Source organism: Enterobacter cloacae complex sp. IR5441 (assembly GCF_049238215.1).
Classification (GTDB): domain Bacteria; phylum Pseudomonadota; class Gammaproteobacteria; order Enterobacterales; family Enterobacteriaceae; genus Enterobacter; species Enterobacter hormaechei_C.
This window is the reverse complement of record NZ_JBMKIA010000010.1, coordinates 12279-37715: the sequence shown is the minus strand read 5'-3', so window position 1 is coordinate 37715 and position 25437 is coordinate 12279. Positions and strand designations below refer to the sequence as shown.

Genomic DNA, 25437 nt, shown 5'->3' with positions numbered 1-25437 from the left:
GATCTCAGTATCCGCCCGAAAAAGATCGTTTTTTGAGCGATGCGTGCGCATCCATCTGCCAGTGTTCACATTTCAGGAACGACAAAACTCTTCAGCCCTGGTCATAATTTTCCCTCCCTTTTATCAATCATGCAGAAAACATAAACGCCAGCCATGCAGTAAGTTCGCCATGTAGCCGGAAGGTGCGAACGGCATGCTTTAATGCCAGACGCTGTAACAGGTCGCCCAGCGCGTTCAGGTGGGTTTCCACCTGCAAGCGTCTTATCAGTTCGAATAACAGACAAAGAACGTTTACACTGGCGGATTAATACTGATTTCCTGAACAAACGGGTAAATGGGTGAATCCGGGCTTGTTGGCCATATAGAGAAGGGCGCATGTAGGTTGCCGCGGTTGTGTATCGAACTGCGCATTGTTTTCTACAACACGCTGCTCCTGGCCTTTCACGGCTATTCTCTTTTTCGTCTGCGCTTTCCTGGCGGAGGGGGAGGGTTTTACCTGCGGGGGCAGTTCGGAGGCACCATAACCTGAACAGAATCGCTTCGACTGGCTCAGACTTCCGTCATTGCAGACAAAACGACCATCCGATGTACAGTGTGCTATGCCACCTTTTGAGCACGAGCAGGGCTGTCTTCCACGGGCGGCATCAGCCTGCATGTTAAAAAGTACACTGACCGTAAGATGGAGAATTCTCCTGATAAAATCAGCTGGTTCTCCTCACTGACGCTGTGCAGGTCAAGCCCGCCGGCGAAGTTACCGTACTTTTTAACCCCCATCACATACAGATAATCGTTAAACCTGGGACCAAACAGTCTTTCCTTTCAGAAATCAGGCAGAATCATATCTAATCAGCCAGGGTCAATTGAATTGACTTTCCCATAAGTTCAGGAAGGGGCGCAACATCCCCTCTTCTAAACGTCTTAATTTCTCCCTTCATTGAATGATTTAACCTTTCTCCTGCTACGCTTATTTTATGGTTCAGAAATGCAGGAACGCTTTCGATGAAAAAAATCGCCATTATCGGCTCAGGCCCAACAGGGATTTATACCTTTTACTCACTTCTTAACAACGCAGCACCGCTTTCGATCACCGTGTTCGAAAAGGCAGACCAACCCGGTGTCGGGATGCCCTACAGCGACGAGGATAATTCCCGGCTGATGCTGGCGAACATCGCCAGTATCGAAATCCCGCCCATTTTTATTACCTATCTCGACTGGCTCAAACAGCAGAGTGCGGCCCATCTTGCCCGCTATAACGTCGACAGTGAGAAACTGCATGACCGGCAATTCCTGCCGCGTATTCTGTTGGGTGAATATTTTCACGACCGCTTTCTCGCCGTCGTTGCTGAGGCGAAAAAGTCGGGCTTTAATGTCGAGGTGCACCCCAACGCAGAAGTCACGGATATTAAGGCTGATGCAGACGGCGTGGCCCTTTCAGTGAACGATGCCCCTTTCTCAAGGCGGTTTGATCTTGCGGTTGTTGCCACCGGCCACGTCTGGCCTGATGAAGATGATACCACCCGCGCATATTTCCCAAGCCCATGGTCAGGGCTGATGGACGCGGAGGTCCGAGCCTGTGAGGTGGGGATCATGGGTACTTCCCTCAGCGGCCTGGACGCTGCAATGGCGGTTGTGATGCAGCATGGCCGGTTTAGCGGGGAGCAGTTCGTTGTCAATAAAGGCAGCGAAGGGCTAAAAATCACGCTGATGTCCCGCACGGGCGTTCTGCCGGAGGCCGACTTTTACTGCCCTATCCCTTATGAACCGCTGTCCGTGTTAACGGAGCCTGTGGCGGAGAGCGAAATCGCCAAAGGCCCGGAAGGGCTGCTTGACCGCATCTTTGCGCTGATGGTGAAAGAGCTCGAGCTGGCCGATCCGCGCTGGTGCCAGGCGATATCGCTCGGTACGCTGAATGCCGACACGCTTCGTGATGTCTGGTTTGAGGATCGTAAAAAGCATGGCCCTTTCACCTGGGCCGAAGCGAATCTGAAAGAAGTGGAGCGCAACAAGCGCGAAAAACGCACCGTTGCCTGGCGCTATACCGTGCTTCGTCTGCATGAAGTGGTTCAGGCCATCGTCCCTTCACTCAGTGAGCATGACAGAGAGCGGTTTAAATCCGGGCTGGAGCGTGTGTTTATCGATAATTATGCCGCCATTCCACCGCAGTCTATCCACCGTTTACTGGCGCTGCGCGAGGCAGGGATCATTAGCGTGGTCGCACTCGGTGATGATTACGACCTGGATATCGGCAGCGATCAGACCGTCATCACCACGGCAGAAAAGCGTTACCGCTTCGACGTGTTTATTGATGCGCGCGGGCAAAAGCCGCTCAGAAACAAGGACATTCCCTTCCCCACCCTGCGTAAACAGCTTGCGGAAACCGGCGATGACGTCCCGGACGTGGGGGAAGACTATACGTTGCTGGCGCCTGCATCACTGCGGGGGCGCATCGCTTTTGGGGCGATCCCCTGGCTGATGCACGATCATCCCTTTGTTCAGGGTTTGTCTGAGTGCGCTGAAATTGGTAAAGCGATGGCGAAAGCGGCTGGAAAACCTGCGTCGGGCGTGCGAAGGAAGTTACCATTCATGGAATTTTAACAGAGCTTCCCTGCCCTGCGGGGTCGGGTTACTCGAAGAAGACGTCCGGGTTTTCCGACAGCGACACGAACGATTTAGTGTTCTTGTCCAGGGCAAGGATTTTGCCGCTTTCGATGTCATATACCCAGCCGTGCAGGCGAATGGCGTTGTTGCGCAGGCCTACCGCCACCGACGGATGGGTCTTGATGTTGCTCAGCTGCGCAAAGACGTTCTCCTGCACCATCGCATTCACCTTATCGATTGGCTTATCCCAGGTTTTCTTCTCAACCACCGCTTTTGCCGCATCAGAATAGCGCAGCCAGTGGGAAACGGCCGGCATCGGCTCCAGATCGGCGTTGTCAGCAATCGCCTTCATTGCGCCGCAGTTGGAGTGGCCGCAAATAACGATATCGGTCACGCCCAGGGCAACAACAGCATATTCGATGGTCGCAGAGACACCGCCAGGCTCCGGCCCGAACGGTGGCACAATGTTGCCCGCGTTTCGAATGACAAAGAGCTGTCCTGGCTCCTGTTGCGTAACCAGTTCCGGAACCAGACGGCTGTCGGAGCAGGAGATGAACAGCGCTTTGGGATTCTGACTGGACGCTAAACTACGAAAAAGCTCTTTACGTTGCGGGAAAATCTCTTTTTGAAAGCTGAGAAAACCTTCAATGATATGTTGCATAGCCATTTCTCTTTTATCTGTTTTAGTTTAGGTATGATCGCGATCACACTCGTAAAATTTAACCACCGCGCCTTAGCGGAGACAAGCAATATATTTCTGGCCCGACCGCTGCACGATCTCATCCGCGTTCGCCGGGATGTTCTGCCCTTCAAAGGCCCCGTACAGGCGCTGGTACGTTTTCCCTGTCAGTCGACCGATCATCGACTCAACGGTGCGGGCAGGCAGCGGCAGCATATTCGGATAACTCCACATAAACGACACGGCGTCCTGACCGGGCGTAACCTGCAAAATATCACCGGCCAGCAGCACGCCGTCGCCTGACTGCCAGTGCAGCACCGTGCCGCCGGCAAAATGCCCGCCCAGCCGCAGAAGAGTCACCAAAGGCATAATCTCCAGGGCGTCCTCCTCCCAGAAGCGTATCGCCGGGCTGTCACGCATCACCCACTGCCGATCACTGGCGTGCAGGTAGATCGGTGCGTTAAACGCCGCGGCCCACTCCTGCATGGTGGTGTAGTAATGCGGGTGCGAAATCGCGATCGCGCTGATTCCCCCGAGCGCGTCAACTAACGCTCTGGTCGCCGGGTCAAGATTGGCGATGCAGTCCCACAGAACATTGCCCTGTGGCGTACGCAGCAGAAGCGCCCGCTGGTTGATGGCAAAAGAGGGAACAGTTTTGATGCTGAACAGCTGCGGCTCCAGCTGTTGCCATTTGTTGGTGTGCGTGGTCGTAAGGCTGTCGAAGTCCGTCCATGCCTGGCCCGTCACCGGGACATACTGGCGCTCATCGTCACAAATCGGGCAGTTTTTAGGCTGTTCATCGTAAGCGGTACCGCAGGTTTGACAGAGTGTAATCATCGGCTTTCCTCAGCAATAAAGCACTGAGTATGGCAGGGATTATCCATATGTGCTGAGGGGTGCCTGGCCCGCTTTTTTTGACTTATACTGTGCGAGTATCAAAAACTGAATAACGCAGGTGGCACATGGAAATTGATCTCGATAACTTAGTCTTTAACGGGCTGGATGAAGCAGAAGAGCGCAACGCGGAACGTCTCGACGATGCGGATAAAAAAGCCCAGGCGATTGTCGCCGATGACGACTGCGGCGATGCCTGCAAGATCTGAAGAAAAAGCACCGGGCTCCCCGGTGCTTTTTTTTTATGAATGCCTTTTGCTACCCGCTATCAGATCTCCGGCGTTTTGCTAAACCCGGTCAGCATCAGGATCAGGCTTTGGGGAGATGACCCCGTCTCAAACTGATAGTGATTTCCCTGACGATCGCCGCCTATATACCACGAAATGTCGGTTTTCCCTTCTGCCAGCGCCTTGCGCACCGCTTTATCCACGTCCACCATCCGGTATTCGCGGGAGTGGTTCAGGTACAGCACCGCATCCGAGCGATAGTTGCAGGACGGTCGTGACTGCCAGCTCACGGTGGCCGGTTCCCAGTCGTTACTCGCCGGATAGAAGAAGATTTGATCCGCGCCGTCAGTTTCCACTTTCCCGCCATAAATTCTCACGCGGTATTTAAACTTGGCAGGATCCTGTCCGACAGGCAGCGGAGGGATGTTGAACTTCACCAGCGACAATGTTTCGCTGTTTTTCGTGCGTCCACCGTTCTTCCAGTTATCCTGCACCAGTAAGACCTGGGGATCGGGCTGTGAAAGTGCCGGTTCCATGCTGCTGAGCCAGACGTTAGCCTTCGCTTTTGAATAACCATACGGCACGGTGGTGCCGCAATCCATTCCCCGGTTCATGCACAGGTCGGTCATAAATCGCGCGGCATCTTCCGTCCAGCCGTTCATGAAGTCAGCATGCGCCGTATACAGGCTCCCCCACCGCTCTTCACGCTCACTGCCATGCATGATGGGGTCGAGGGAAAGCTGGACTTTGCTGGTATCCAGAGAGCTAATTGTCGGAAGCACGTACGCAATATTCATGTTCACCGTCGGGATCTTCACCGGGAAGGCGGACGGACACTGTCCTTTCGTATCGTAGGTGGCGTTAGCCAGGCCGTGGGCGGGCTTCAGGTTGACCCCGTCCCAGCAGTTCGGGAACTGAATGCCGATATTAAACTGCACGGCATCCTTCGCCTTGCGTAAGCCGCAGACTTCACCCGTTCTGGTGGTGTAGCCCTTGCCATTGGCGCATAAAAAGGTGATATGCGGATTTGGCGCGGTGCCGTGGTGATCGCCCGCCAGCAGCGACAGCCCCGCCGGGAACGGATGAAGCGGCCAGGCGTCAACGTTCGATGCCTGATAATAGGTTTTTTGATAGGCGGGTTTGACCACCGTTCCGTCCGGCAATTTTAGCGACGGAGCCCAGTAGGCCGAGCTGTCTGCTTTGTTATCGCAGGTGGTCTTTTCCTGGGTACGCAGAGATTCACGGCTGGAGTAAGCATCCGCGTGCACGTTACCAAAAAAATCGTGCAGCATAGCCTCATTGGGCATGCCGAACATCATAATGGCATCATCGCCGAGGGTGTGGGAATAACTACATACAACATGCGCCTGTGGACCAGCGTGTACCGCCTGCATGGTAAGCAGAAGTGCGGAGGCAGAAAGCGCGGGGGTTAATACTGTCCGTTTCATTATTATCTCCATCTGTGAAAGGAGATAGTGGTAACAAAACGGCCATCATTTACCGAGGATTAGCCTGGGTATTTTTCCCTTCATCCTCGCTTTACAGACACCACGCACAGCTCATTCCAGTACATTTCGCGCGTCCGGCGCAGTTCAGCGTGACGTTTTATCATGGAACCACTCCGGGTCGATGTTGGCTACGTCCACGCCATACAGGCTGGCGACAGGCAATATTGACTCAAGAACACGTTGCGCGCTGTTCTCCGCATTCACTGGTCGGGGCGCAAAAAACCGCCGTAACGTGCTTATCCATTTTTTCATCGTCATTACCCTTCTCGCTTAACCTGTCCTCAGTTAAACACCCAAATTGCGCCCGGGGAAATATCAAAATCCACTGTCGATGTGCAGGATCTGCAAATAGCGCCCCGCCGTCTGCTCTCTTCTTTAACACCTTGTTCACTCATGCTTTTTTTCTCATAGCAAAGAACGATTTCTTATTTGGCGATAGCTTTCCCTTATGGGAGCGTAACGGGGTAAAACAAAAACAACGGGATGGCGTATGACTATGGCTGCAAAAATGAAAAGGTTTAAAAAACGGGCGCAGGTTCTGGGATTAGTGGCAGCCTGGGGCCTGGTCTAAGCGCAGGCGCAGGCCGATCGGCTGGCGGATATCAAGGCAGCAGGCGTGGTGAAAGTGGCCACGTTTGATGCCAATCCACCCTTTGGCTCGATTGATGCCAAAACGCATGAGATAGTGGGTTACGACGTGGACTTTGCCAAAGCGCTGGCGAAATCGCTCGGCGTAAAGCTTGAACTGGTCGCCACTAATCCGGCTAACCGTATTCCGCTGCTACAGTCCGGAAAAGCGGATCTCATCGTGGCGGATATCACGATCACTCCGGAACGCGCACAGGTCATTGATTTCTCAACGCCTTACTTTGTCACCGGCCAGCAGTTCCTGGTTCCGGCAAAATCACCGGACAAGCTTGATGACTATAGCCGGGCACGCATTGGCGCCGTAAAAGGTACGACGGGTGAACAGGCGCTGCACCAGCGTTTTCCGCAGACCCGCGTCCTCTCTTATGATGATATTCCGCTGGCGCTGACGGCACTGCGCAATGGCAACGTGCAGGCCATTACCCAGGACAGCACCATTCTGGCCGGTCTGCTGGCGCAGGCGCCGGATAAAGCCGACTTCAAAATCCTGCCCGACCTGCTCAGTAAAGAAGAGATTGGCGTGGGGGTGAAAAAGGGTGAAACGGCGCTGCTGAAAGCCGTTAACGATGAGCTGGTAACCCTGGAGAAAAACGGCCAGGCGGCAAAAATCTATGACGTCTGGTTCGGTCCAGGCACCCCAGCTCCACAGCCTCGTAACTTTAAAATAGAAGCCCGGTAATATGCTCTCAGGTTTATTTTCACGCTCCGCGGCCAATGCCGCGGATTTTTCACATCTGGAACAGGCCAGCGTTGAGTTTCGCCATGTGGACAAACGCTACGGCGACCATCCGGTTTTAACCGACATTAACCTCACCATCATGCCGGGTGAAGTGGTTGCCATTCTCGGCCCTTCGGGTTCCGGAAAATCGACCCTGATTCGGCTTATCAACCAGCTTGAGAGCCTGAGCGGCGGGGAGATTCTGATCGACCACAAGCCGACCGGACAGCTTTCCGGCAGCAGGCTACGTCAGTTACGCAGCCGCGTCGGGTTTGTGTTCCAGCAGTTCAATCTCTATGCCCACCTTACCGCCAGTCAGAACATCACCCTGGCACTGGAGCACGTTCACGGCTGGAAACCCCTGCCCGCCCAGGAGCGCGCGCTGGCGCTGCTGGAGAAGGTCGGCATGCTGGAGAAGGCGCACCGCTTCCCCGCTGAACTTTCCGGCGGACAGCAGCAGCGCGTGGCGATTGCCCGTGCTCTGGCCTCGTCGCCGCAAATCATTCTCTTTGACGAGCCGACGTCGGCACTCGACCCGGAAATGATTGGCGAAGTGCTGTTTGTGATGAAAACCCTCGCCCACAGCGGGATCACCATGATTGTCGTTACCCATGAGATGCAGTTCGCCCGGGAAATTGCCGATCGAATCGTCTTTATCGACGGCGGAAAAATTCTGGAAACCGCGCCCCCGGCGCAATTTTTCAATCAACCGTCGCATCCCCGTGCGAGGCGTTTCCTGCAAAAAGTGCTGGATCCGCTGCATCAGGAGCAACTGTAATGCCCGCTCTGGACTGGCAGGGGGTGCTGGCCGGACAGCCCCTGCACTGGATCCTCTCCGGATTTCTCACCACTCTGTGGGTGACGCTGGCGGGGATTATGCTGGCCAGCCTGCTCGCCTTGTTCTTTATGCTTTTGCGGCTTTCCGGGGGACGTTTCGGGACATTGATCGTCAGCTGCTGGGTATCGCTGTTTCGCAATACGCCGTTGCTGGTACAGCTGCTGTTCTGGTATTTCGCCGACTGGAACGGGTTGCCGCAGGGGCTGCGTGACGCGGTGAACGCAGACCACAGCTGGTCCATTTTACCCGGTGACGTCTGGTGGTTTACGCCCGAGTTTTTATGCTCCGCCTGGGGGTTAGGCGTCTTTACCTCGGCGTTTTTAATTGAAGAAGTGGAATCGGGGCTGCGTTCCGTACCTGCCGGGCAACGGGAGGCGGCGCTCGCTCAGGGATTTTCCTCATGGCGTCTGTTTCGCTACATTCTTCTGCCACAGGGGCTCGCTAACGCGTGGCAGCCCGTCGTCGGCCAGTACCTTAACCTGATGAAGCTCTCCTCGCTCGCGAGCGGGATTGGCTTCGCCGAACTGACCTACCAGGTCCGCCAGATAGAAAGTTACAACGCCCATGCACTGGAAGCCTTCACCGTCGGTACGGTGCTCTACTTGCTTACCGGGATGGTGACGGGAAGCGTGCTGGTGCGGCTCGGCCCCCATTCAGGGAGGAAATATCATGATCCCCGGATTTAACGTTATTGTCGAAAACCTGGATTATCTGCTTTGGGGACGTGCGGCTGCGGGAGAACCCGGCGGCGTACTGCTCTCACTGCTGATGGCCGCAGGCGCCGCCGCGCTTGCCCTGCCCGGCGGGATTGTGCTGGCTTGCGTCGCCTGGCGCTATCCCGGCGTGGTGCGCAGTGCGCTGTTTGCGTGGGCAGAGTTGATTCGCGGGATCCCCCTGATCTTCGTGATATTCTGGATGTGGTATCTGCTGCCACTGATAACCGGCAGGGATCTCCCGGGCGCGACGACCGTCACGCTGGCGCTGGCCTGGTTTACCGCGGCTGCGGTGATGCATTCGGTGTTAGCCGGACTGAGAGCCCTGCCGTTGGGCCAGAATGAGGCCGCGCTTTCTCAAGGGTTCAGTACGCAGCAAACGCTGTGGCGCGTGCTGCTGCCGCAGGCGCTGAGAAATATTCTGCCGTCGCTGGTGGGGATTTTTATCAGCCTGCTGAAGGATACGTCGCTGGCATTTATCGTGAACGTTCCTGAACTGACCACGGTGGCGGGACAGATTAACAACCGGGTGCAAATTTACCCGGCGGCCATTTTTATCTTTACGGGTGTGATCTATTACCTGCTCTGCTGCTCGCTTGAGCTGCTCGCGAAGCGCTGGCGCGTTAACCGGCCAGCGCTTTAACCACCGTTTCCATCGCTTTGGTGGTCAACTCACTGCGCTTAACGCGCTGGTTCGCCAGCGCGGTACGCAGAACGCCCGCAATGACAATATGTTTCGGCTCCTGCCCTAAATCACGCATTTCGAGAACGACCTTGCCTACCACCCGACACATCTCCTGGTACAGCGCTTCGTCTTTGGTCACATTGCCCATTGCCATCACTCCGTTGCCCTAAACCGTCAGCTTAAATCATTCGTCGGCTGGATACAAAAAAGAAGCCCGGCGTGTTGTTCGCCGGGCTTCGTCTGGAAAATCAGCAGATTAGTTGTTTACCGGGATCACTGCGCCTTTGTATTTGGTGCGGATCCAGTCCTGAATCTCTTTGGAGTGCAGCACGTTCACCAGCGCGACGATATCCTTCTTCTTCTCGTCACCGCGATGAACGGTAATGATGTTGGCGTACGGGTTATTCTCACCGCTTTCTACCGCAATGGGATCGTGCACCGGATCCAGACCGGCATCAATTGCGTAGTTGGCGTTGATCACCACCGCAGCACCTTCGTCGTTGTTGTACATCTGCGGCAGCAGAGACGCTTCGACGTTAGGGGTGAATTGCAGCTTTTTCGGGTTCTCCACGATATCGCTGATGCGCGCGGTCACTTTATCGATGCCTGGCTTCAGCTTGATCACGCCCTCTTTTTCGAAGATGGAGAGAATACGCCCTTCCTCGGAAACCGCATCACGCATGATGATTTTGCCGCCTTCCGGCAGATCCTTCAGCGATTTGTATTTTTTCGAATAGATCCCGATCGGCTCAATGTGGATTGCGCCCGCACTGACAAAATCATAATCCTTATCGCCCGCGTGATCTTTCAGGACGCTGTTCAGGTAAGGGATGTGCTGGAAATAGTTGGCGTCAATGTCATGCCCCGCCAGCGCCGTATTTGGCAGAATGTAGTCCTGGAACGGTTTAATCTCCAGATCGATCCCCTGCTTCGCCAGAATCGGCTTAGCCTGCTCCAGAATTTCCGCGTGCGGGGTGTTGGACGCCCCCACGGTGAGCGTGTCCGCCCAGGAGGCAAAGCTCAGGGCGCTCAGGGTTGCGGCGGCGATCAGTGTCAGTGTCTTTTTCATGATGTGGTTCCTGTGTGTATTTATTAGCGTTTATCTAACAGTGAAGTAATGGCATCGCCGACGAACTGGATAATGAACACGATGATCAGAATGGTCACCGTTGCCACCAGCGTGACGTCACCATGGTTGCGCTGGAATCCTTCCAGATAAGCCAGATTTCCCAAACCGCCAGCACCTATCACCCCTGCCATTGCGCTGTAGCTCACCAGCGCAATCAGCGTCACCGTCATACCTGAAACCAGTGCGGGTGAAGATTCCGGCAATAAAACCCGAAACACTAACGTACTCAGCCGCGCGCCCATCGAACGCGTGGCCTCAATGACTCCTTTGTCCACTTCTCGCAGGGCAATCTCGACCAGACGGGCGTAGAACGGCGCCGCACCCACAATCAGGGCGGGCAGCGCAGCGTTAGCGCCAAGAATGGTCCCCACAACGGTCTTGGTGAACGGGATCAGCAGAACGATAAGAATGATGAACGGAATCGAGCGGAACACGTTCACCACAATCGACATCACGCTGTAGACCGTGCGGTTGTGGAATAACCCGCCGCGGGCGGTTAAAAACAGCGCCAGACCGAGCGCGATCCCCAGGACAAACGTTGCCACGCCGGAAAGCGCGGTCATGTAAAGCGTCTCCTGGGTTGCAGCCCAAAGCTGATCCCACTTCAGGTGCGGAAAGAGTTCTTCAGCCATGCTTGATTACCTCGCCTTCAATATCGCTTTGCTTCAGGTCGGCGAGGATATTGTTCAGTTGTTCGTCCGATGCCACCACGTGCACCCAGAGCTGCCCGAAAACACCGTGGGCGGTTTGCGTCATTTTGCCGTGCAGGATGTTAAACGGCAGGCCGTAGCGCAGGGTCAGTTCACCGACGATCGGCCTGTGCGTGCTGTGCCCGGTGAAGGTCAGCCTGATTACCGTGCCTTCCAGATCGTTTGCCAGTTCGGTGTTGAAGGTCTCTTCCTCCGCGTACTGGCTCACCTGGCGGACAAACTGCCGGGTGATCGGCTGCTGCGGATGCGTAAACACGCTCAGCACGTCCCCCTCTTCCACCACCTTGCCGTTTTCCATCACCGCCACGCGGTCGCAGATTTTGCGCACCACGTGCATCTCATGCGTAATGAGTACGATGGTCAGGTTAAAGCGACGATTAATGTCCAGGAGCAGATCGAGGATCTGATCGGTGGTCTGCGGATCCAGCGCCGAGGTGGCTTCGTCACACAGCAGTACGTCCGGATGATTGGCCAGCGCGCGGGCAATGCCCACACGTTGTTTTTGCCCGCCGCTCAGCTGGGATGGGTAGGCATTCTCGCGCCCCTTCAGGCCGACCAGCTCCACCAGCTCGGCAACGCGAGCCTGAATTTGCGCTTTTGGCACACCGGCAATTTGCATTGAAAAGGCGATGTTTTCCTTCACCGTGCGTGACCAGAGCAGATTAAAGTGCTGGAACACCATGCTGATTTTCAGGCGTGCCTGACGCAGCGCTTCTCCCTTCGCGGCGGAGATATCCTGACCGTTAATGTTGACGCTGCCGGCGCTGGGCTTTTCCAGACCGTTCAGCAGACGGATCAGCGTACTTTTCCCGGCCCCGCTGTAACCGATGATCCCGTAAATCTGTCCCTGCTCTATCGTCAGGTTGACGTTATCTACGGCTGTCAGCGCCTGTTTCCCGTTGTCAAAAACCTTCGAAATATTGCTGAGTACAATCATTCTTATTCGTTATCCGTTTCGCATATAGCGGTTTAGCAGTATGGATGTCCAAAAGATAGTAAACAGCCGTTATCAGCTTTTAAATGACCAAAAAAGAATTTCTTATAATGCTCAGGAATAAGCAGCGAACTGGCGGGTGAAAAGCATTTAGATGAATATCAGCAATAATTATCTGCCATTTGCATATCAGGTCTTACTCACCCGACGAAATCGGCTAATTTTGCAGCACTTTATGCGGATATAGCCATCCTCACATCCGGACAACTTTACGTCTTGCTGTCTTTCCATCTGAAAACACAAGAATTATTCCTTTCCGTTCTAAAACTCAGTGAAAGGTTCTTTATTGAGAAAATTTCATGGTTCTATCATCCGGTCATCACCTCTTCACAGGACATGACCATGACGCTTTACCACTCCGTCACCGAACTGATTGGCCGTACGCCACTCATCCAGCTGCACAAGCTGGACACCGGCCCCTGCTCGCTGTTTCTGAAGCTGGAAAACCAGAATCCCGGCGGCTCGATTAAAGACCGCGTCGCGCTGTCGATGATTAATGAAGCCGAGCGTACGGGCCAGCTACGGCCCGGCGGCACCATTATTGAAGCCACGGCGGGGAACACCGGCCTGGGGCTGGCGTTGATTGCGGCGCAGAAGGGCTACTCGCTGATCCTGGTGGTGCCGGACAAAATGAGCCGCGAGAAGATTTTCCACCTGCGCGCGTTAGGGGCGCAGGTCGTGCTGACCCGTTCAGATGTGAATAAAGGGCATCCGGCCTACTACCAGGATTATGCCCGGCGGCTGGCGAACGAACTGCCAGGCGCGTTTTATATTGATCAGTTCAATAACGCGGCCAATCCGCTGGCGCACCGCACCACTACCGCACCGGAACTGTTTGAACAGCTTGACGGCCAGATCGATGCCATCGTCGTCGGCGTGGGGTCCGGCGGTACGCTGGGCGGCTTACAGGCGTGGTTTGCAGAACATTCGCCGCAGACGGAATTTGTGCTTGCCGATCCGGCCGGGTCGGTGCTGGCGGACCAGGTTGAGACCGGACGCCATCACGATGCCGGATCGTGGCTGGTTGAGGGGATTGGCGAAGACTTTATCCCTCCGCTGGCGCACATCGAAGGGGTTAACCGCGCCTGGCGCATTACCGATGGCGAGGCGTTCACCACCGCCCGCGATCTGCTAAAAACGGAAGGGATCCTGGCGGGCTCTTCCACCGGCACGCTGCTGGCGGCGGCGCTGAAATATTGCCAGGCGCAGACTACGCCAAAACGTGTGGTCACCTTCGCCTGCGACAGCGGCAATAAATACCTCTCGAAGATGTTCAACGACGACTGGATGCGCCAGCAGGGGCTGATTTCGCGTCCGCAGGCAGGCGATCTCTCGGACTATATTGCCCTGCGCCACGATGAAGGCGCGACGGTGACTGCCGCCCCGGACGACACGCTTTCCACCGTGCTGGCCCGCATGCGCCTGTACGACATCTCCCAGCTGCCGGTGCTCGATAACGACAAGGTCGTCGGCATCATCGACGAGTGGGACCTGCTGCGACACATTGGGGGAGATGCCGATCGCTTCTCTCTCCCCGTGACGGCAGCCATGACGCGTCAGGTCGAATATCTGGATAAGCAGGCCCCGGAGAGCGCCCTGTACGCCATCTTTGACCGTGGCCTGGTGGCGATTATTTATGACGAAGATCGCTTTCTGGGTCTGATCACACGCAGTGACGTACTCACCGCCTGGCGTAACCGCCTGACAAAATAAAAGGAGCAAAAGATGAAAAACCTGGCCACCCTCAGCGTTCACAGCGGTGAGTATCACGACCCGCACGGCGCCGTGATGCCGCCAATTTACGCCACGTCGACGTTTGCGCAACCGGCACCGGGTGAACATACCGGCTACGAATACTCCCGGAGCGGCAATCCAACCCGCCACGCGCTGGAGACCGCCATCGCCGAACTGGAAGTCGGCACGCGCGGGTACGCTTTCGCGTCAGGGCTGGCAGCCATTTCCACCGTGCTCGAACTGCTGGATAAAGACAGCCATATCGTCGCCATTGACGACGTGTATGGCGGTACGTATCGCCTGATCGAAAACGTGCGCAAGCGCAGCACCGGGTTACAGGTGAGCTGGGTTAAGCCGGACGATGTAGCCGGGCTTGAGGCCGCCATTCGCCCGGACACGCGCATGATCTGGGTGGAAACGCCAACGAACCCGCTGCTGAAACTGGCCGACCTGGAGGCCATCGCGGACATTGCCCGGCGCCATAATGCGATCAGCGTGGCGGATAATACCTTCGCCTCCCCGGTCATTCACCGGCCGCTGGAGGCGGGGTTCGATATAGTGGTCCACTCCGCCACTAAATATCTCAACGGTCATTCAGACGTGGTTGCCGGGCTGGCTGTTGTCGGGGCAAATAAGGATCTCGCGGAGCGTCTGGGCTATCTGCAAAACGCGGTTGGCGGCGTTCTGGATCCGTTCAGCAGTTTCCTGACGCAGCGGGGGATTCGCACCCTCTCACTGCGCGTTGAGAAGCACAGCGCCAACGCACTGGCAATTGCGCAATGGCTGGAGCAGCATCCACAGGTAGACCGCGTGTTCTATCCCGGGCTGGCGTCACATCCCCAGCATGCGCTGGCCCGCAGACAAATGGCGCTGCCGGGCGGCATGATCTCCGTTGTGATTAAAGGCGATGCGCAACGCGCGACAGAGGTGATCCGTCATCTTACGCTCTTTACCCTGGCGGAAAGTCTGGGCGGTGTGGAGAGTCTGGTGAGCCAGCCCTACAGCATGACCCACGCCTCCATACCACTGGCGCAGCGTCTTGCAAACGGCATTGTGCCGCAGCTTATCCGCCTGTCGGTGGGGATTGAGGATGCGAAGGATCTGATCGCCGACCTTCAGCAGGCGCTGGAAAAGTGAGCAAAAAACGGCGGGCGTTGCGCCTGCCGTCATAAGATGACATTAGACCTTAACGCCTTGATAACAAACTTATGTGAATCTGCACAGATTGTTTTGAAACGCTGTTTCCATTTTCCTTTTTACTGTAAATCAGCGTATAATGCGCGCCAAATCCCTGGTGAATGGTTTCAGCGCTTGGAATACAAAAAACAACGTACAACTTCTCCTCTCCTTCGTTGGGCTGGCACTCAGGCACACTTTCTTCTGCACGCTCATTTGATGTCACCTATTCTTAGTGCGTGTCATATACTCTTTCGCAACACAGGTTTGACTCCGCGGCGGTGCGCCCCCGGAGCGAGATTTCCATATCCTTCCCAACTTAAAGACTAAGACTGTCATGAAAAAGACGAAAATTGTTTGTACTATCGGCCCGAAAACCGAATCCGAAGAGATGCTGAGCAAAATGCTGGATGCCGGCATGAACGTGATGCGTCTGAACTTCTCCCACGGCGACTATGCTGAACACGGTCAGCGTATCCAGAACTTGCGCAACGTGATGAGCAAGACCGGGAAAAAAGCGGCAATCCTGCTCGACACCAAAGGTCCTGAAATCCGCACCATCAAACTGGAAGGCGGTAACGACGTTTCCCTGAAAGCGGGCCAGACCTTCACCTTCACCACCGACAAATCCGTTGTAGGTAATAACGAAATCGTTGCCGTGACCTACGAAGGCTTCACCAGCGATCTGTCCGTTGGCAACACCGTGCTGGTGGATGACGGCCTGATCGGCATGGAAGTGACCGCGATCGAAGGTAACAAGGTTATCTGTAAAGTGATGAACAACGGCGATCTGGGCGAAAATAAAGGCGTTAACCTGCCGGGTGTTTCCATTGCTCTGCCAGCGCTGGCTGAAAAAGACAAACAAGACCTGATCTTCGGCTGCGAACAAGGCGTGGACTTCGTTGCTGCCTCCTTTATCCGTAAACGTTCTGACGTGGTTGAGATCCGTGAGCACCTGAAAGCGCACGGCGGCGAGAACATTCAGATCATCTCCAAGATCGAAAACCAGGAAGGCCTGAACAACTTCGACGAAATCCTCGAAGCGTCTGACGGTATCATGGTAGCGCGTGGCGACCTGGGCGTTGAAATCCCGGTTGAAGAAGTGATCTTCGCGCAGAAGATGATGATCGAGAAATGTGTTCGCGCGCGTAAAGTGGTTATCACCGCAACGCAGATGCTGGACTCCATGATCAAAAACCCACGCCCTACCCGCGCTGAAGCAGGCGACGTAGCAAACGCCATCCTCGACGGTACCGATGCCGTTATGCTGTCTGGCGAATCTGCAAAAGGGAAATACCCTCTGGAAGCGGTCAGCATCATGGCGACCATCTGTGAGCGTACCGACCGCGTGATGAAAAGCCGTCTGGATTACAACAACGACAGCCGTAAACTGCGCATCACCGAAGCCGTGTGCCGTGGTGCGGTAGAAACCGCCGAAAAACTGGAAGCCCCACTGATTGTCGTGGCGACCCAGGGCGGTAAATCTGCGCGTGCCGTGCGTAAATACTTCCCGGATGCGACCATTCTGGCGCTGACCACCAACGAAACCACCGCGCGTCAGCTGGTGCTGAGCAAAGGCGTGATCCCACACCTGGTGAAAGAGATTGCCTCTACCGATGATTTCTATCGTCTGGGTAAAGAAGTGGCGCTGGAACTGGTTGATTGTGGCCTGGCTCAGAAAGGCGACGTGGTGGTTATGGTTTCTGGTGCACTGGTTCCAAGCGGCACCACCAACACGGCATCTGTCCACGTGCTGTAATATTTCACGAACAAATTATTGTTTTGTTAAAAAGCGTCCTTCGGGGCGCTTTTTTTATTCCCGCCTTTAACCAGAACTATTCAAAAAGCAAATCGGGTTTTTCTATTTAATCGCGATTTATCTAAGATGAATCCGATGAAAAATGCCTTTTTTAACATAGCTTTTTCGTCAAAATTGCCGATTTCGTTGCTTCTTTGAGCGAACGATCAAAAATAGGCGTAATCCCATCAAAAAAATATTCTCAACCCAAAAAACTTTGTGTAATACTTGTAACGCTACATGGAGATTAACTCAATCTAGAGGGTATTAATAATGAATCGTACTAAACTGGTACTGGGCGCGGTAATCCTGGGTTCTACTCTGCTGGCAGGTTGCTCCAGCAACGCTAAAATCGATCAGCTGTCTTCTGACGTTCAGACTCTGAACGCTAAAGTTGACCAGCTGAGCAACGACGTGAACGCAATGCGTTCCGACGTTCAGGCTGCTAAAGACGACGCAGCTCGCGCTAACCAGCGTCTGGACAACCAGGCTACTAAATACCGTAAGTAATAGTACCTGTTAATAAAATGGCGCACATTGTGCGCCATTTTTTTTGCCTTCGTCAAACCTCTACTGAAGCGCCTTCTCTCCCTCGCCTTCCGCCACCGCCGCTGAGACACGACTGTTCTGCACCGACAGGACAGAATTGCTGGCTGACGAACCACTGCCTGCTGAAACGGCCACCGGGATCCCCGCTCTGCGCGCCAGGGCTTTATCGATAAGCGTTTTATCGCTACCTGATTCCGCTGCAAAGGCGGTAAACGCCGCCGAGTGCGTGAACGGCACCGTCTGTGGGTTTTCGCCCTCAGCCTGCGCCAGCGGCCTGTGCACTTCGATATAACGTTTGCCGTCCGGCTCGACGGAGAACTTCACCGGCTCATTGATGATCTGCACCCGCGTGCCGACGCGCACTTGCTCAAACAACGCTTTGATATCCGGCGCATTCATTCGCATACAACCCGAGCTGACCCGCAACCCTACGCTGTCCGGCGCGCTGGTGCCGTGAATAAGATATTCCCCATTCCCGATACCCAGACGAAGCGCAAAGCGCCCCAGCGGGTTATTTGGCCCTGCGGGTACCACAGGCGGCAGTTTAATGCCCTGGGCCAGTGAGCGCGCTCTGATGCCCGCTGTGGGGGTCCAGGTAGGGTTAGGGATTTTCTGACTCACACGGGTGGTACTGACCGGTGTTTCCAGCCCAAGCTGACCAATACCCAGCGGATAGACCTGCACGATATTTTCGCCTGGCGGATAGAAGTAAAGACGCAGCTCCGCCAGATTCACCACAATGCCCTCACGCTCGGTGTCCGGCAGTAGCATCTGGGAAGGGATGGTAATGACCGTTCCTGGCGCAGGGTTCACCGGAGCAATGGTATTATTGGTTTCAAGGATCAGCTGTGCGGCGGTATTAAAGCGACGAGCGATAGACTGAAGTTTATTGTCACCTTCCTGAATGGTGTATGTCTGGTTTTGCCCAATCAGGCGGCTGCCTGCGGGCGGTAAAGGATAATCAACCGCCCAGGCTGAATTAACAGCACTGAGCGAACCAAGGAGTAATAGAGTTATTAGAGACGCGCGCTTCATGCTGAGATTCCTTATTCACTGACCAAACGTCAGAAAGCTGAAAAACCAGCGAGGTGGAAACCACCCCGCGAAACAGAATGAATGCTGTTCTGTCAGTTTAGCTAAGGATTGCGGCTTTGGCGCGTATGGCGCGGATCATCGCTTCCAGCCCCTGGGATCGGGACGGGGTGAGGTGTTGAGTTAAGGCCATTTTTTCAAACCACGGGCGAACGTCAAAGGCGACAATATCCTGTGCCGACATCTGGTGATAAAGAATAAATACGACGGCAATAAGCCCCTTCACAATGGCGGCATCGCTGTCACCCTGTAATTGAATTACGCCTTCATCCGTCTGCTGCATCAGGATCCAGACCTGGCTCTGGCAGCCCTGAATGATGTTGTCCGGGTTATGCGCCTCTTCGCTGAGCGGCGGCAGGCGCTGACCCAGCTCGATGATATAAAGGTATTTCTCTTCCCAGTTTGCGCAACGCCCAAAGTTGCGCAGCAATTTATCTCTGTCCGGCAAATCTGCCATCTCTCGCCTCTCCGTTAGCCAAGCAGCTGGTGAATACGTTTTAGTCCCGCCACCAGTCTGTCGACCTCTTCCGTTGTGTTGTACATCACCAGCGATGCGCGGCACATAGCCGGTACCTGATAATACGCCATCAACGGCATCGCGCAGTGATGCCCGGTACGCACGGCGACGCCGTAATTATCAAGGAAACTGCCCACATCATAGGCGTGATGCTTGCCGAGGTTGAAGGCTATCACACCCAGACGGTCAGCAGGGCCATATAAGGTCAGTTCCGGGACGCTGGCCAGCTCCTGCAAGGCATAATGCATCAGCTGCTGTTCGTACTCCTGAATCGCCGCCAGCCCCGTTTCAGAGACGTAGCTAATGGCCGCGCCCAGCCCGATGATCCCGCCCGTGTTGGGCGTACCCGCCTCGAAGCGCCAGGGCGCACGGGCGTAGGTTGTGCCGTCCGTCAGGCTGACGGTGGCGATCATTGACCCGCCCCCTTCCCACGGCGGCATGGCCTGGAGAATGTCCTCTTTCACATACAACACGCCGATGCCCGTCGGGCCATACAGCTTGTGCCCGGAGAAGACGTAGAAATCGCAGTCCAGAGCCTGAACGTCAACCGCATGGTGCATCACCGCCTGGGCGCCATCAATCAACACTTTCGCACCAACCTGATGGGCTTTGTCGACGATCAGCGCCACCGGATTTTCCGTCCCCAGCACGTTTGAAACGTGGGTCACCGCCACCAGCCGCGTTCTGTCGTCCAGCAGGGCGTCCAGCTTTTCCAGCTGGAGCGTGCCGTCTTCATTCAGGGGGATCACCCGCAGTTGCGCCCCCACACGCTCACAGAGCATCTGCCAGGGCACGATGTTGGCGTGGTGCTCCATCTGGGTGATGATGATGTTATCCCCCGCGTGCACCTGCGCATTGCCCCAGCTGTTAGCCACCAGGTTGATCCCTTCGGTGGTGCCACGCACAAACACCAGCTCTTCCGGCGAACGCGCGTTGAGGAAGGCCGCAACCTGCGTGCGCACGTTTTCCATGCGCTGGGTCGCCTCGGCGCTCAGGGTGTGGATCCCGCGATGTACCGCCGCATAACCGTGGCGATAAAACTCGGCTTCCGCATCCACCACCTGATTTGGTTTTTGCGCGCTGGCCGCACTGTCGAGATAGGCCAGCGGCAGACCGTTCACTTCACGGGTCAGTACCGGAAAATCTGCCCGGACTTTCTCTACGGGAAATGTCATGCTTCGCCTCCAGGCAGCCGCTGACCGATACGGGCCAGCACCTGCTGTTTAAGTCCGCCATCGGGCAGCGCTTCCGTCAGCTCAGCCGCAAAGGCGTAAATAATCATCTTTTGCGCGGCCTGCTGGTCTATCCCGCGCGAGCGCAGGTAGAACATCTGCTCATCGTCAATACGCCCGACCGTCGCGCCGTGGCTGCATTTCACATCGTCCGCATAGATTTCCAGCTGTGGTTTGGTGTCCACCTCTGCCAGACGTCCCAGCAAGAGGTTGTTGTTGGTCATCTGCCCGTCAGTTTTGATGGCGTGCTGCGCCACGTTTATCAGGCCGTTAAACACCGCACGTCCTTTGTCGCTGACGATGGTTTTGTGCAGCTGACGGCTGTTGCAGTAGCCTTTGTTATGCTCAAGCCAGGTGCGCGTGTCGCACACTTCTGACTTCACCGGCATCGCCAGGCTGTTAATACGCAGCGTAGTGTTTTCACCGTTCAGCTGGGTGCTGGTATTGTGGCGCAGCACCGCGCCGCCAAGCAGGAAGCTATGGCTGTACGCCGCGGCATCCTGGCCCAGCAGAATATCGTTGTGGGCGAAGTGGTGACTGAGCGGATTCTCAAACGCCAGCTTGATGTGGTGCAGCTGGGCATTGGCCGCCACGTTCATCGTCAGACGCGAACCGGTAAAATGACGGGTGTCGTTAAGGCTGACGTAATGCTCGATCACCGTCGCCTCCGCCCCTTCTGCCAGCTCAAGATGGTGGCGATAGTGGGCGGTGTTAATCTCATCACCCTCAACGCCCTGGGTGATATGCATCAGCAGCAACGGTTTCGCCGGGCGCTGGTTACGCTTAACGCGAATATGGGTGACAGATTGCGACAGGCTCTCTGTCAGGTGCAGGAAGACTTCAGGCTGAACGGGCGCGTTCAGCGACTGACGTTCATCGTTAATGACGATATCGAACCCGCTCTCCTGCACGCTGTCGCTCAGCTCCGCACGGAACAGACCGTCGACAAACACCAGACGCACGGCATCCACGCTCAGCGCCAGCATGTCGCGCTGATCGGGGCTGACCTGCGCCAGACGGGTGACAAACTCGCCGTTCAGCAGGCCATCCAGCGGAGTATATTTCCAGTTCTCATGTTTACGCGTCGGTAAACCGAGACGCAGCATCTGCTGGAGATGGTGCTGAGCCTGTTCAGAGCGCACTCCACCCTGCGCTTCAAACAGCCGGTGCCACTGCTGAAGTGCATTACTGCTGTTCGGTAAGCCAGCCATAACCCTGCTCCTCCAGTTGTTTAACCAGCGTAAAGTCACCGGATTTCACAATGCGTCCCTGGTAAAGCACGTGGACATAGTCCGGTTTGATGTAATCCAGAATTCGCTGATAGTGAGTCACGATGATAAATGAGCGGTTGCCGTCACGCAGGGAGTTCACCCCGTCGGCAACGATCTTCAGGGCATCGATATCCAGCCCTGAATCGGTCTCATCGAGAATGCACAGCGCCGGTTCCAGAACCGCCATTTGCAGAATATCGTTACGTTTCTTCTCACCGCCGGAGAAACCCACGTTTACCGAGCGGGTCAGCAGATCTTCCGGCATTTTCAGCAGCTTGATCTTCTCTTCCATCAGATCCTGGAAGTCAAAGCGATCCAGCGCCTCAAGGCCGCGATACTTGCGCACCGCGTTCAGCGCGGTTTGCAGGAAGAACTGGTTGCTGACGCCCGGAATTTCCACCGGATACTGGAAGGCCATAAAGATGCCCTCGCCGGCACGCTCTTCCGGCGACATCTCCAGCAGATCTTTGCCGTTAAACTCAACGGAGCCGCTGGTAACTTCATAATCTTCGCGTCCTGCCAGCGTCGCTGAAAGCGTACTTTTCCCGGAGCCGTTTGGCCCCATGATGGCGTGAACTTCACCCGGTTTGACGTCAAAATTGAGGCCACGCAGGATCTCTTTCTCTTCCACGCTAACCTGTAAATCTTTAATGCTTAACATGTGCTTTCCTTAACCGACGCTGTGTTCAAGACTAATGGCGAGGAGTTTCTGGGCTTCAACGGCAAATTCCAGCGGCAGTTCAGAGAACACGTCCTTACAGAAGCCGTTAACGATCATTGAAATCGCATCTTCTTCACTGATCCCGCGTTGCAGGCAGTAGAAAAGCTGATCTTCACCAATACGTGACGTAGTTGCCTCATGCTCAAGCTGGGCGCTGTTATTGCGGCATTCGACATACGGGAAGGTATGCGCCCCGCAGTCCGCGCCAATCAGCATGGAGTCGCACTGGGTGAAGTTACGCGCGTTGGTTGCCGTCGGCATGATTTTCACCAGCCCGCGATAGCTGTTCTGGCTGTGACCGGCAGAGATCCCTTTGGAGAGGATGGTCGATTTGGTGTTTTTACCGATGTGGATCATCTTGGTGCCGGTATCGGCCTGCTGATGACCGCTGGTCAGCGCCACTGAGTAAAACTCACCGATGGAGTTGTCGCCGCGCAGAATACAGCTCGGGTATTTCCAGGTAATGGCGGAGCCGGTTTCTGACTGCGTCCAGGACATTTTGCTGTTTTCGCCTTCGCACAGCGCACGCTTGGTAACGAAGTTCAGAATACCACCGGTGTTGCCGTCGCCCGGGAACCAGTTCTGTACCGTAGAGTATTTCACTTCCGCGTCTTTATGGATGATCACCTCTACCACCGCCGCGTGCAGCTGGTAGCTGTCGCGCACAGGTGCCGAACAGCCTTCGATATAGCTGACGTAGCTGCCTTCATCGGCCACCAGGATGGTGCGTTCAAACTGGCCGGTTTTTTCCGCGTTGATGCGGAAATAGGTCGAGAGCTCCATCGGGCAGCGCACGCCTTTCGGCACGTAGATAAAAGTACCGTCTGACGCCACCGCCGCATTCAGTGCCGCGAAGAAGTTATCGTTACTCGGCACCACGGTACCAATATACTTTTTCACCAGCTCGGGGTGATCGTGAATGGCTTCACCAAAGGAACAGAAAATGATCCCCTGCTCCGCCAGTTTTTCACGGTAGGTGGTTGCCACCGAGACGGAGTCAAAAATGGCGTCTACCGCCACCTCTTTGCCTTCGCGCACGGGCACGCCGAGCTGATTAAACGCCTCTTCCACCTCTTTACTCAGGAAGCTGTTATCCGCGCCAGTTTGCTGAACCGCGCCGGGTTGCGAGGCACAGGTATCATCACAGCTGCCGCAGGAGGGCGCGGAGTAGTAGCTATAATCCTGATAGTTCAGCTTATCGTAATGCGCTTTCAGCCAGTGGGGTTCTTCCATCTCCAGCCACGCGCGGAATGCGCTCAGACGAAACTCCAGCATCCACTCCGGCTCGTTACGTTTCGCCGAAATGGCGCGCACGACCTCTTCGTTGATGCCTTTCGCCAGCTCATCGGTTTGCAGCTGCGTAAAGAAACCCTCTTTATAGTTGAGGTGTCCGCCGCTCCAGGTGTTTACATCACTCGTTGCTTCAGTATTACGAGACATAGTACCGCCTATACCCCAAAGCTTTCGCCGCAGCCGCATTCGTTCTGGGCTTTCGGGTTATGAAATTTGAATAACTGGTTTAAACCTTCCCGAACGTAGTCGACTTCGGTTCCATCGATAAACGGCATCGCCTGTAGCGCGACGTATAACTTTGCACCGTCGGTTTCAAAGACCAGATCGTCCTTTTGAGGTTCGGTTACGGTGTCCAGCACGTAGCCAAATCCCGCGCAGCCAGTCTGCTTAATGCCTAAGCGTACGCCGAGGATGTCGGGATTTTTTGCCACCAGCTCATGAATATGCGCCGCCGCCGCGGGCGTCAGCGTTAAGCCACGCCAGGCAAAATCGGCCGGATTGAAGGTTTCTGAATGCAGTTCCATAGGTCCACCTCATCTGATAAGCCACCAGGGCATAACACCATGTTAGTGATAACGATTATCACTTCAACCCCCTGCGAGCAGGGGCTTTGGGCTAAACCGCCCTTTTTGGCTACTTTCATTAAGCATAGACCCTGTGACGGGATGCGGATGGGATGGTTAGATTTGTTCAATGTATTGATAAATAATGCATTTCATAAGAAAGGCGGTAAGGTGACGGGCAATGATAAAAATTGTATTGGAAATACCTATTTTTAAGATAGCTAAAGTACGCGCAGGCACCATATACATTTTTTACGTATGCCTCCCCCTTAAGCCAGGTTCTTTTTAATCCTTTTTTGCCTTACCTGGGCGCGCATAAAGACGTTTGATGGATAAGTTAACCATTATTTATCAGTCTGATAGTGGTTAAATTCCGATCATGATTAATTACATAAACTCATCCCTTTTCGACGTAATGTTTCCCTTGTTAACCATTTATTCAATAAGGGATTAAATTATGTGGAGTACCTATAAAGCCGCAGCTCATGCTCGCCAGCATGCAGGTCAGTATAGCCAGAAAAGATGTGCAGAATTTTCTTTAATAGCAATACCGGCAAGTAAAGACAGCATATGCAATTTACAGGCATGACTGACATGAAAAAAATAATTCTGGCGATCCTGCTTCTGCCCACTCTCGCATCCGCTGCACAGAAGTTCCCCCCTGAGGTATCCGCTGCCCTTCAGTTTAATAAGTGGTACATCTCGCAAATTATTATCGGGAAAGAGCCCCTGAAAAACTATGAAGCGCTGAGGCCATATGTAACCCGCGAAACTATCAGCAAACTCAAAGCCATGGATAAGCTGGATCCAGATGAATATGACGTGCCTGACGTCGATATGTTCATCAAGGCTCAGGGATATGAAGATGACTGGGGCATCGTCAGTGCGCGGGCGCTGGATTACGATGCCGCCTGTATGCAGGTTTATATCTCATTCGGCAAAAAGCGGGATCACACCGTGATTGACTGCATGGTCAAGGAAGATGGCGTGTGGAAAGTTGAATCCGTGGCCAGTATGAATATTTCAGACAACCTGATGATGGAATAAACCGACGATATGACAGGGGTACTGATGCTATGCATCTTCGCGGATACCCCTGTCGTATCGCCAGAAGGCAAAATCCCGCACTGGCGGTTTACCGTTGGCCCCC

General features: G+C 54.9%; 27 protein-coding genes and 1 pseudogene. 12 read left to right on the top strand and 16 right to left on the bottom strand.

All coding sequences use genetic code 11. From position 1 onward, the window contains the following. Positions 1-127 precede the first annotated feature (127 nt). Complete coding sequence (locus tag ACOTX5_RS12865) at positions 128-250, bottom strand: hypothetical protein (protein WP_254909560.1); 123 nt, start codon at positions 248-250, stop codon at positions 128-130. Between the two features lie 749 nt (positions 251-999). Between ACOTX5_RS12865 and ACOTX5_RS12860 the strand changes: the two genes are divergently transcribed. After that, positions 1000-2595: an FAD-NAD(P)-binding protein gene (locus ACOTX5_RS12860; RefSeq protein ID WP_045911661.1), complete on the top strand. Its 1596-nt coding sequence runs from the start codon at positions 1000-1002 to the stop codon at positions 2593-2595. A gap of 28 nt (positions 2596-2623) precedes the next feature. On the opposite strand, the gene ACOTX5_RS12855 is transcribed toward ACOTX5_RS12860, so the two are convergent. Together ACOTX5_RS12855 and ACOTX5_RS12850 are read right to left on the bottom strand one after the other, a co-directional pair. Continuing rightward, positions 2624-3259 (bottom strand): carbonic anhydrase, encoded by a 636-nt coding sequence (locus ACOTX5_RS12855; protein ID WP_015570694.1) that lies wholly within the window; start codon positions 3257-3259, stop codon positions 2624-2626. A 72-nt stretch (positions 3260-3331) separates the two neighbouring features. Next, positions 3332-4114 carry an MBL fold metallo-hydrolase gene (locus ACOTX5_RS12850; RefSeq protein WP_045911660.1) on the bottom strand — a complete coding sequence of 261 codons (783 nt, stop codon included), beginning with the start codon at positions 4112-4114 and terminating at the stop codon, positions 3332-3334. A gap of 125 nt (positions 4115-4239) precedes the next feature. Between ACOTX5_RS12850 and ACOTX5_RS12845 the strand changes: the two genes are divergently transcribed. Then, the gene (locus tag ACOTX5_RS12845) at positions 4240-4380 is read left to right on the top strand and encodes a hypothetical protein (RefSeq protein ID WP_003857665.1); all 141 of its coding nucleotides are present in this window, start codon (positions 4240-4242) and stop codon (positions 4378-4380) included. A gap of 59 nt (positions 4381-4439) precedes the next feature. Here the strand turns inward: ACOTX5_RS12845 and ACOTX5_RS12840 are convergent, their stop codons facing one another. Next, positions 4440-5846, bottom strand: a complete 1407-nt coding sequence (locus ACOTX5_RS12840; RefSeq protein ID WP_045911659.1) for a DUF1996 domain-containing protein — start codon at positions 5844-5846, stop codon at positions 4440-4442. Between the two features lie 144 nt (positions 5847-5990). After that, the gene (locus ACOTX5_RS12835) at positions 5991-6158 is read right to left on the bottom strand and encodes a hypothetical protein (RefSeq protein WP_032653328.1); all 168 of its coding nucleotides are present in this window, start codon (positions 6156-6158) and stop codon (positions 5991-5993) included. Positions 6159-6402: 244 nt separating this feature from the next. Between ACOTX5_RS12835 and ACOTX5_RS12830 the strand changes: the two are divergent. The 4 genes and pseudogenes from ACOTX5_RS12830 (at position 6403) to ACOTX5_RS12815 (ending at position 9466) form a co-directional block, all read left to right on the top strand. Beyond that, positions 6403-7233: pseudogene (locus ACOTX5_RS12830) on the top strand (ABC transporter substrate-binding protein). Position 7234: 1 nt separating this feature from the next. Next, positions 7235-8050 (top strand): amino acid ABC transporter ATP-binding protein, encoded by an 816-nt coding sequence (locus ACOTX5_RS12825; protein WP_032103702.1) that lies wholly within the window; start codon positions 7235-7237, stop codon positions 8048-8050. Beyond that, on the top strand, positions 8050-8796 hold the full coding sequence (locus tag ACOTX5_RS12820; RefSeq protein WP_045911658.1) for an amino acid ABC transporter permease: 747 nt from the start codon (positions 8050-8052) through the stop codon (positions 8794-8796). Before ACOTX5_RS12825 ends, ACOTX5_RS12820 begins: the two co-directional genes overlap by 1 nt. Further along, positions 8780-9466, top strand: coding sequence for an amino acid ABC transporter permease (locus ACOTX5_RS12815; protein WP_045911657.1), 687 nt, complete (start codon positions 8780-8782; stop codon positions 9464-9466). The genes ACOTX5_RS12820 and ACOTX5_RS12815 overlap by 17 nt, the downstream gene beginning before the upstream one ends. Here ACOTX5_RS12815 and fumD read toward each other — a convergent pair. The 4 genes from fumD to ACOTX5_RS12795 form a co-directional block, all read right to left on the bottom strand. Beyond that, entirely contained in the window at positions 9447-9656 is a 210-nt protein-coding gene (gene fumD / locus ACOTX5_RS12810) for a fumarate hydratase FumD (protein WP_003857676.1), read from the bottom strand. The genes ACOTX5_RS12815 and fumD overlap by 20 nt on opposite strands. Before the next feature lie 108 nt (positions 9657-9764). Further along, on the bottom strand, positions 9765-10577 hold the full coding sequence (locus ACOTX5_RS12805) for a MetQ/NlpA family ABC transporter substrate-binding protein (protein ID WP_003857677.1): 813 nt from the start codon (positions 10575-10577) through the stop codon (positions 9765-9767). A gap of 23 nt (positions 10578-10600) precedes the next feature. Then, positions 10601-11269: a methionine ABC transporter permease gene (locus ACOTX5_RS12800; RefSeq protein WP_045334087.1), complete on the bottom strand. Its 669-nt coding sequence runs from the start codon at positions 11267-11269 to the stop codon at positions 10601-10603. Then, complete coding sequence (locus ACOTX5_RS12795) at positions 11262-12284, bottom strand: methionine ABC transporter ATP-binding protein (protein ID WP_015570701.1); 1023 nt, start codon at positions 12282-12284, stop codon at positions 11262-11264. The genes ACOTX5_RS12800 and ACOTX5_RS12795 overlap by 8 nt, the downstream gene beginning before the upstream one ends. A 399-nt stretch (positions 12285-12683) precedes the next feature. Between ACOTX5_RS12795 and ACOTX5_RS12790 the strand changes: the two genes are divergently transcribed. The 5 genes from ACOTX5_RS12790 (at position 12684) to lpp (ending at position 17559) form a co-directional block, all read left to right on the top strand. After that, positions 12684-14054, top strand: coding sequence for a pyridoxal-phosphate dependent enzyme (locus ACOTX5_RS12790; protein WP_017693563.1), 1371 nt, complete (start codon positions 12684-12686; stop codon positions 14052-14054). A 12-nt stretch (positions 14055-14066) separates the two neighbouring features. Beyond that, positions 14067-15212 (top strand): trans-sulfuration enzyme family protein, encoded by a 1146-nt coding sequence (locus ACOTX5_RS12785; protein ID WP_045911656.1) that lies wholly within the window; start codon positions 14067-14069, stop codon positions 15210-15212. A 36-nt stretch (positions 15213-15248) separates the two neighbouring features. Continuing rightward, positions 15249-15581: a hypothetical protein gene (locus tag ACOTX5_RS12780; protein WP_418235933.1), complete on the top strand. Its 333-nt coding sequence runs from the start codon at positions 15249-15251 to the stop codon at positions 15579-15581. A 7-nt stretch (positions 15582-15588) separates the two neighbouring features. Further along, the gene (gene pykF / locus ACOTX5_RS12775; protein WP_045911655.1) at positions 15589-17010 is read left to right on the top strand and encodes a pyruvate kinase PykF; all 1422 of its coding nucleotides are present in this window, start codon (positions 15589-15591) and stop codon (positions 17008-17010) included. 312 nt (positions 17011-17322) lie between these two features. Then, positions 17323-17559 carry a murein lipoprotein Lpp gene (lpp, locus tag ACOTX5_RS12770; protein WP_001082307.1) on the top strand — a complete coding sequence of 79 codons (237 nt, stop codon included), beginning with the start codon at positions 17323-17325 and terminating at the stop codon, positions 17557-17559. A gap of 60 nt (positions 17560-17619) precedes the next feature. Here lpp and ldtE read toward each other — a convergent pair whose 3' ends face one another. From ldtE to sufA, 7 genes are all read right to left on the bottom strand, one after another. Beyond that, positions 17620-18633 carry a L,D-transpeptidase LdtE gene (ldtE, locus tag ACOTX5_RS12765; protein WP_017384625.1) on the bottom strand — a complete coding sequence of 338 codons (1014 nt, stop codon included), beginning with the start codon at positions 18631-18633 and terminating at the stop codon, positions 17620-17622. Positions 18634-18730: 97 nt separating this feature from the next. Continuing rightward, positions 18731-19147, bottom strand: a complete 417-nt coding sequence (sufE, locus tag ACOTX5_RS12760) for a cysteine desulfuration protein SufE (RefSeq protein ID WP_015570705.1) — start codon at positions 19145-19147, stop codon at positions 18731-18733. Positions 19148-19161: 14 nt separating this feature from the next. Next, entirely contained in the window at positions 19162-20382 is a 1221-nt protein-coding gene (gene sufS, locus ACOTX5_RS12755) for a cysteine desulfurase SufS (protein ID WP_017693567.1), read from the bottom strand. Then, positions 20379-21650 carry a Fe-S cluster assembly protein SufD gene (sufD, locus tag ACOTX5_RS12750; RefSeq protein ID WP_045911654.1) on the bottom strand — a complete coding sequence of 424 codons (1272 nt, stop codon included), beginning with the start codon at positions 21648-21650 and terminating at the stop codon, positions 20379-20381. The genes sufS and sufD overlap by 4 nt, the downstream gene beginning before the upstream one ends. Then, positions 21625-22371, bottom strand: a complete 747-nt coding sequence (gene sufC, locus ACOTX5_RS12745; RefSeq protein WP_003857736.1) for a Fe-S cluster assembly ATPase SufC — start codon at positions 22369-22371, stop codon at positions 21625-21627. Before sufC ends, sufD begins: the two co-directional genes overlap by 26 nt. Before the next feature lie 9 nt (positions 22372-22380). Next, positions 22381-23871 carry a Fe-S cluster assembly protein SufB gene (gene sufB / locus ACOTX5_RS12740; RefSeq protein WP_045911653.1) on the bottom strand — a complete coding sequence of 497 codons (1491 nt, stop codon included), beginning with the start codon at positions 23869-23871 and terminating at the stop codon, positions 22381-22383. Positions 23872-23879: 8 nt separating this feature from the next. Next, a complete protein-coding gene (sufA, locus tag ACOTX5_RS12735) occupies positions 23880-24248 on the bottom strand; it encodes a Fe-S cluster assembly scaffold SufA (protein ID WP_045911652.1) in 369 nt (122 codons plus the stop codon). A gap of 633 nt (positions 24249-24881) precedes the next feature. Here sufA and ACOTX5_RS12730 point away from each other — a divergent pair. Further along, a complete protein-coding gene (locus tag ACOTX5_RS12730) occupies positions 24882-25334 on the top strand; it encodes a DUF3828 domain-containing protein (RefSeq protein WP_017384630.1) in 453 nt (150 codons plus the stop codon). Positions 25335-25437 lie beyond the last annotated feature (103 nt).